Genomic DNA, 6890 nt, shown 5'->3' with positions numbered 1-6890 from the left:
GGGATTAGGAGTCCTCGATGACTTTTTTGATGCATACTCTTTTGAAGATATTGTTGGACATGATTATAAGGAAAGAAAAATTCAAGAAGAAATATCTAAAATGGGTGATTAAATGAGCGATTTGAGATCAAGAGCAGAAAAACGTGTAGATAATAAAATAAAATTCTATAGAAGTTTCACTATCTATGTTATTGTGAACGCATTCCTGGCTGTAATAAACTGGATATTCACTCCTCAATTCTGGTGGGTATTGTTCCCCGTATTTTTCTGGGGGATCGGTGTAGTTGCGAAATTTTTAAATGCGTTTGTATTTATCTCTAAGTTTGATAGTGAAGATTATAGGGAACGTAAAATACAAGAGGAAATGGAAAAATTAAGAGTTTAGATTATGAAAGTAAATTTATTTGTATCAAGAGATGTTGAAGAGCCTTATGCAGATATCCATACTAATGAGTTAACCGATAATATTACTAAAGCAATGTCCATATTGGAAAATGATGACTCAAATGATATGCTGGCAGTTAAAAAGGGATCCGATATAGCTCTTTTGGAATTCAGTGAAGTGTTCATGCTTAGGGTTGAGGAAAAACAGGTTAAGGTTTATACGCAAAGTAATGACTATCTGATTAAGAAACCATTGTATCAGGTGGAGGAAACGTTAAGCGGCGATTTTGTAAGAATTTCCAAAACGACTATCGTTAACATAAAAAAGATTGAGCGAGTAGCTCCTTCCCTTAGGGGAATGATGTTTATAGAGCTTAAAAATGGTTTAAAGGACAATATTTCGAGAAAATATCTGCCGGACTTTAAAAATGCATTGGATTTGTAGGTGGAATAATGAAGATTGACATAATTAAAAGATTGGCATTGGGAGCATTTGTGGGTTGTTTTATTGTAATGTGTGTAATGGTTTTCATTTGTCTTCAGGTAGGTTCTCAAAATGTTAATTTTTCAGGAAATGATATAATGGGTGCATTTTTCGGATCTATTGTTGTCGGATGGGCATTTTCCCTATCTGGCTTGATTTATGAAAGAGATGATATTGCATTTCCGCTTCAGATAATCTTCCAGATGGGCATTGGAATGACAGTACTGTTCATTGTTGCGATTTATTTACATTGGATGCCTGTTGAATTGGGTATCTGGCCAATAGTGAGCTGGATTGTTATAGCATGCATATTCGCAGCCATATCTTGGTGTAGTTTTTATATCTATTACTATCTGGTTGCCAATGACTTAAATAAGAAATTAAAAAATTAAAAATAGTATAACGATAAATAACTCAGCTATTTACACTTCTTTTTCTCTTTTATATCCGATAATCAATAGGATAAACACGACAACAAATCCAAGTACATAATTCAAATAACAAACAATGAAATATCCGAACAAATAGGATTGTACATTCTGACAGTCCCTGAAGGCCCATCAGGCTATGGAATATTCTTAAACAATTCCGCAGTGAATGTCACCGTAAATAAAAATCACATCGCATACAACCATCTGGGAATTTCAATCGATGCAAACAATTCAACAGGAATTGTAATAACTCAAAATACAATCACGGATAATGTGTTGGAGGGAATCAGATTCAATGCAGGTTACGATTTGGCTGAAAATCCTGTTCAACCTCTTGTGACTGACAATGCAATTTACAGAAATGCAAGAGGCCCTAGTATGATGATTTTAGGTGAGTTAAGCGCAAATCCTGAAGGAATATACGGTGGAGGCCTATTGAATCCTAGCGAAAGGCTTCAACTTGATGCAAACTGGTACGGAAAGAATGATTATACAACATGGGATTATGACACTGCTGTTGTGGGATATGGAACAATGTGTCCAAGAATCAACACAACTTATATTGTATTTAAAGGAATAAATTCCACCAGTCCTGGAAATTACAGCATCACATTTTATAAGAACGGTGAAATAGCTTCAAATCTTACTTCATTTGATTTGTATGCCACATTAAACAGGGGACAGACGGTGAAGTTGAAGTTACATTTGATGTTGTTAACGGTGTCGGATTATTCGGATTCGATGCAGGTAACTATATTTCCATCAACAATACAATAGAAATTTCAATCGGATCATTGCTTGTTTCAACATCCAGGGTATTTGCTCCGGTTTTCACATATCAGGTTCCGCAAAGCGAAATTCCGGCAAAATAAATATGTTCTTAACATATTTATTCTTTTTTTATTTTTTCATATAGATTACATTATTTTTCAAAGCTATTTTTCAAAAGAAATTTGTTTAAATTAAGTAATGCTAAATTTAAATCGATAGTTATCAAATTAACAATCGAAATAATTAATTGAGTATTGCATTTAATCAACTTGAAATCCGCACTCGCTGCAGGCTTTAGTTTGGAATTTCACAACCCCTCCGCATTTTGGACATAACCATTTTTCTCTGTCCTGAACCATCATGCGTCCGATGCCTGTGGTCTTGATTCTTTTTGCACTTTCAAGTGTGTTTAAGGCATGCCTTTTAACATATTTTTTGGAGTGTTTCTTCATCAGCGGGCATGGAAACTCACTGCAGCGCCCGCAGTAGCTGAAGTTTTTGGTTTCAAAACAAGTCTTTATTTTACATTTTAAGCTGGCCTTGCTTTTCCCATCATTGCTGATTAAACATCCTGCACAGGGTTTCTGGTATTTTTCACAGCTGATGCAGTTTATTCCGCAAGGTGCGAGCAGTTTTGGATTTATCTCTTCGGGCATCTTCATGGTATATGATTTATATTATGCTGTATTAATATTTTGAGTTATTGGGGAGGTTATTAAAATTTAACTCATATTGAAATAACGGTTAAAATTTCAATTTCAACGATACCTTTATAAATACATAAAACAAATATTTGATTACTGTTATTTTTATGGCAGTGCTAAAATACTTTTTTTGGGGATAAGTTCCCATATGGATGTGGCCTTCGTGGCTGAACAAAAAGGTGTTATTTATGTATAAATATATTAGAGACGCATGGAAAAACCCAGATGAGTCCTACGTACGTGAACTCATGTGGCAAAGAGCTCCTAAATGGAGAAGACAAAAAGCAGTTCAAAGAATTGAAAGACCAACCAGACTCGACAGAGCTAGAAGTTTAGGTTACAGAGCTAAAAAAGGTTTCGTCTTAGTAAGAACAAGAGTAAGACGTGGTGGAAGAAGAAAAACCCGTCACTTCAACGGTCGTAAACCTAAAAGAATGGGTGTAAACAAAATTACCCAAGCAAAATCCATTCAAAGAATTGCTGAAGAACGTGTAGCTAAAAAATACCCTAACTTAGAAGTATTGAACTCCTATTGGGTATGGGCTGACGGAAAATATAAATATTACGAAGTAATTTTAGTTGATCCTAACAGTCCTTCAATTATCAACGATAAAAAAATCAATTGGATTTGCTCCAAAAAACACACTAACAGAGCTCTCAGAGGCTTAACTAGTGCTGGTAATAAAGGACGTGGAATCAAATCTAAAGGAAAAGGCTCAGAACAAGCTAGAAGAAGAAAAATCTAATTTTTCTTCAATTCCTTTTGATTAAAATGATTCATAATATTAAGTTCAGAGCTTTCGTTTATGAAAATGAAAGTGTTGATGAGATTTCCGAAGCTATTTTAAATATTCTTCCCGAAGCTGAAATCCAAGCGGAAGAGGCTGAAGGATTGCTTGAAGATAAGATAATTATCTTATCCGGAATGGTATCTAAAAAACGATACACAAAGACTTTTTTTAATACACTCCTCGAGTGGACAGATTTAGACAAATTAAATGGGGATTTAGAGCGCAAAATCGATGAGAAAGGTAACTGGTTTTTAAGATTCGATAAAGAAGATGCACTTGATGAAAAATGGACCATCCTTGATTCCGGAGATTCAATTCATCTTAAAGTAAAGATTGCCGCTTTTCCTGCTAAAAAACAGATTGCAGTTGACAAGGTCCGTGAAGCTATTTTAAATGATTAAGTTCAAATTAAAGTAAACTTTATTTTAATCATTTTTCAATATACTAATTGAAGGTGATTGAATGGAAAGGAAAAGTTATTATTTAATTGTTCTGTTGGTTGCTTTTGTAATTTGTATGGGTGTATTCTGGTTCCAGTTCAACAATGATGTGCCTACATTCATACTTATTAATGAGACTGAAGTGGCTGAAAATGCCTCATTTTCGGGTATGTTATCTGATGCCTATGGTTACGGTGTTGCAAATCAAACAATAACATTCCACAAACCGGGCTATGAAATGGGAACTCTTGTTGATGTCGTAACCGATGAAAGTGGAAAATTCACTATTGAAAATGCACAATATTTGCCCGATGCCGGCAGCGACAATTATTATGGAGAATTTACTTTTGCAGGCAATGGCAAATATCAGGGATGCACATATGATGGAAATGTGACTGTGATTCATAGTTAACTTTTTGACTGAAATTTGTTAAAAAACTAAATCTGGATGATGGAACATGGCTAATTTTTGCACTAATTGCGGATTTAAATTGGAAAATAATTATAATTACTGTATAAATTGTGGGACTAAAATAGATACATTTGATATAAAACAGAATAATCCTTCTCTAAATCAATACTCAGATAATTTAGAAAAAAAGAATGCTAAAAATGAACTTAAAAGAGTAATTGGTGGAGATATATTTTCCAATAAATCTTTTGATAATCAATTAAGTAGAAATGGTTTAAATACGATCAATACTCGAAAAGCTATCAGACAACAAGTTGAAAAAGAAATAGACTCTGGTCAAATTAAAAGTGCGGGTGTGGAATTTAGGGTGAATCAATTAATAATTGAGTACAAAATCAAAAAAGAAGAAGAAAAGAAAATATTAAAAATGATTGATGAAATATTCGAGTCATCAGAAATCAAATTGGAAATAAGCAATAACAATATTGGCCAAAAATACATAAGTTCCATTAAAGATAATCTAAAAAACAAGCTAATTGATAAAAAAGAAAACATGAGCAGGAAAGAAATTAAACACTTCATAAAAAAAGAATTTAAAAAAGCAATTATGCAGGAAAAAGCCAGAATTGCAAGAAAAGAAGAGGAAGCCAGAATTATAAGAGAAAAAGAAGAAGCTAAGATTGCAAGAGAAAGAGAAAAAAGACGTAAAGAATTAGAATGGATTGAAATTCATGGTGGAGGTTATTGTAGCTGGGATTGTTCATATTGCTACGAAGAATTTTTTGATAGTCATGGGGGGATAGTTGGTAATTTTGATGATGAAGGGTATACTGAATATTGTTGTAGTTTAGGGTATTCTGTATCCTTTGGAAGTTTATGTAAAGATTTCACATTAAAATAGTCATATACTATAATTGCAAGTCATTAAGAACATATTTCATTACAGAAATATTTTTGGAGAGAGTGATATAAAAAATAGATGTTTAAAAAATTTTTGTGAAAATCAAATAGGATTTCTACAAAGCTGAAATTAATTTATATAGTATGATTTCTAAAAATAATTGTATAGTCCCGTAGGGTAGCGGCAATCCTTTTGGGCCCTGGACCCAAAGACAGCGGTTCGACCCCGCTCGGGACTACTTACTTTTCAATTATAGTTTTTCTCTAAAAGTTTATACCATTTACTTCAAGCCAATTTTCATAAAATGATTTTGATTCAATAATTTCATAGAATTTTTCTTCAAACAAGTTTATTAATTCTTTTGCTGAATTATAAGTTGTTTTGTAGATTGTTTTTTTAATTACCGCAAATAATTTTACTGTTGGTTTATTCGTCATGCTCGGACTCCACGTATCAACATCAAATCCTCAATTAGAGAGTGTTGTAGCAACAATTATTTTTGAAATAATACTATTTGCTGTAATGTATTTGGTAGGTGAGAAAACCAATTGGTTCGCAGAAATACCTGAAAGATCTTAGAATAATTAAAACAAAGTTGATAATATGACAGTAATAGATAGATTTAAATTTGAAGATGAAGGTTATGATTTTCCGTTTTATAATAAAAATCCTTATATTCCCAAATGGGGATGGATTGTATTATTTATTGCATTCATTGCCGGAACATTACTAGCAGTGATTTCAGGAAATCTGCCTCTTATAATATTAGGCTGCATAGTGTTTATTGTACCTGTTTTATATTTTTTGAAATGGGATTATAAAGCAATATTCAGAATGCCGTCCCGTAAAGATCTTGTCCTTATAGTGGCTCTTTTTGTCGGATATATTGTATATGCAATGGTAATGGAGATGATATTGAAGCAATTTGGAATAGTCAGCCCAGGAACTATGGGTTCAGAACCAGTAACAGTCATGACATTAGTCACATCAATATTTTCATTGATGGGTGAGGAATTCTTCAAGTTCATCCCATTCATATTTTTCTTAAGAGTGATTTACAAATTCTCAAATAACCGTAAAATATCTGTAATCATTTCTGTTGCTATAATAATGGTGATGTTTGCAGGATTCCATGCATATAATCCTACTATGTTAATATTTGCACTTTTCGTATAGGGTTTTGGTTCAATATTTGAGTTTTACGGATATATTAAAACCAAAAACATGATTGTTCCGTACCTTACTCACTTATTAACGGATGAAATTATTTTCATCATTGCATTACTTGGAATTCCATTATGAACTATAAGTAAGTATTTAGAGATGTTAAAAAGCTTGATATGGCCTTTCCAAAACCATCACACAAACAACTTTCACAGATATGGGTAATTAAAACTTACTCATATTGTGAAAAAACATTATTTCTCTAATTAAATATTGTTCAATCATTATATTCATAAAATTATAATAAAGATTATATTTAATTAGTAATAAAAATAATTTTAACTCAAAATGAGTTTTAATTAATACATTTAAAAGGTGATATAATGGGAGTAAGTGATATAATAGGTG

General features: G+C 32.5%; 12 protein-coding genes and 1 tRNA gene. 11 read left to right on the top strand and 2 right to left on the bottom strand.

Translation table 11 applies throughout. The features are described from left to right. Window positions 1-112 precede the first annotated feature (112 nt). The 4 genes from Q4Q55_RS09125 (at window position 113) to Q4Q55_RS09110 (ending at window position 2076) form a co-directional block, all read left to right on the top strand. Window positions 113-385: a 2TM domain-containing protein gene (locus tag Q4Q55_RS09125; protein ID WP_303372504.1), complete on the top strand. Its 273-nt coding sequence runs from the start codon at window positions 113-115 to the stop codon at window positions 383-385. Window positions 386-388: 3 nt separating this feature from the next. Next, window positions 389-829: a LytTR family DNA-binding domain-containing protein gene (locus Q4Q55_RS09120; protein ID WP_303372503.1), complete on the top strand. Its 441-nt coding sequence runs from the start codon at window positions 389-391 to the stop codon at window positions 827-829. An 8-nt stretch (window positions 830-837) separates the two neighbouring features. Beyond that, window positions 838-1260, top strand: a complete 423-nt coding sequence (locus Q4Q55_RS09115; protein ID WP_303372502.1) for a DUF3021 domain-containing protein — start codon at window positions 838-840, stop codon at window positions 1258-1260. 96 nt (window positions 1261-1356) lie between these two features. Further along, window positions 1357-2076 carry a right-handed parallel beta-helix repeat-containing protein gene (locus Q4Q55_RS09110; RefSeq protein ID WP_368660154.1) on the top strand — a complete coding sequence of 240 codons (720 nt, stop codon included), beginning with the start codon at window positions 1357-1359 and terminating at the stop codon, window positions 2074-2076. Between the two features lie 254 nt (window positions 2077-2330). On the opposite strand, the gene Q4Q55_RS09105 is transcribed toward Q4Q55_RS09110, so the two are convergent. Next, window positions 2331-2732 (bottom strand): DUF3795 domain-containing protein, encoded by a 402-nt coding sequence (locus Q4Q55_RS09105; RefSeq protein ID WP_303372501.1) that lies wholly within the window; start codon window positions 2730-2732, stop codon window positions 2331-2333. A 230-nt stretch (window positions 2733-2962) separates the two neighbouring features. On the opposite strand from Q4Q55_RS09105, the gene Q4Q55_RS09100 reads away from it, so the two are divergent. The 5 genes from Q4Q55_RS09100 (at window position 2963) to Q4Q55_RS09080 (ending at window position 5556) form a co-directional block, all read left to right on the top strand. Next, window positions 2963-3520, top strand: a complete 558-nt coding sequence (locus tag Q4Q55_RS09100; protein WP_303372500.1) for a 50S ribosomal protein L15e — start codon at window positions 2963-2965, stop codon at window positions 3518-3520. Between the two features lie 26 nt (window positions 3521-3546). Further along, complete coding sequence (locus Q4Q55_RS09095) at window positions 3547-3966, top strand: RNA-binding protein (protein WP_303372499.1); 420 nt, start codon at window positions 3547-3549, stop codon at window positions 3964-3966. 61 nt (window positions 3967-4027) lie between these two features. Beyond that, complete coding sequence (locus Q4Q55_RS09090) at window positions 4028-4417, top strand: hypothetical protein (RefSeq protein ID WP_303372498.1); 390 nt, start codon at window positions 4028-4030, stop codon at window positions 4415-4417. A gap of 46 nt (window positions 4418-4463) precedes the next feature. Further along, window positions 4464-5318 carry a zinc-ribbon domain-containing protein gene (locus tag Q4Q55_RS09085; RefSeq protein WP_303372497.1) on the top strand — a complete coding sequence of 285 codons (855 nt, stop codon included), beginning with the start codon at window positions 4464-4466 and terminating at the stop codon, window positions 5316-5318. A gap of 166 nt (window positions 5319-5484) precedes the next feature. Continuing rightward, window positions 5485-5556: transfer RNA gene (locus tag Q4Q55_RS09080), tRNA-Gln, on the top strand. A 25-nt stretch (window positions 5557-5581) separates the two neighbouring features. Here Q4Q55_RS09080 and Q4Q55_RS09075 read toward each other — a convergent pair. Next, entirely contained in the window at window positions 5582-5755 is a 174-nt protein-coding gene (locus Q4Q55_RS09075; protein WP_303372496.1) for a hypothetical protein, read from the bottom strand. Here Q4Q55_RS09075 and Q4Q55_RS09070 point away from each other — a divergent pair. Continuing rightward, window positions 5754-5897 carry a hypothetical protein gene (locus tag Q4Q55_RS09070; RefSeq protein WP_303372495.1) on the top strand — a complete coding sequence of 48 codons (144 nt, stop codon included), beginning with the start codon at window positions 5754-5756 and terminating at the stop codon, window positions 5895-5897. The two genes, Q4Q55_RS09075 and Q4Q55_RS09070, sit on opposite strands and share 2 nt — an antisense overlap. A 24-nt stretch (window positions 5898-5921) precedes the next feature. Beyond that, complete coding sequence (locus Q4Q55_RS09065) at window positions 5922-6494, top strand: hypothetical protein (protein WP_303372494.1); 573 nt, start codon at window positions 5922-5924, stop codon at window positions 6492-6494. Window positions 6495-6890: the final 396 nt, after the last annotated feature.

The sequence above is a fragment of the Methanobrevibacter sp. genome (assembly GCF_030539555.1).
Taxonomy (GTDB): Archaea; Methanobacteriota; Methanobacteria; order Methanobacteriales; family Methanobacteriaceae; genus Methanocatella.
This window is presented reverse-complemented; position numbering and strand designations above follow the sequence as displayed.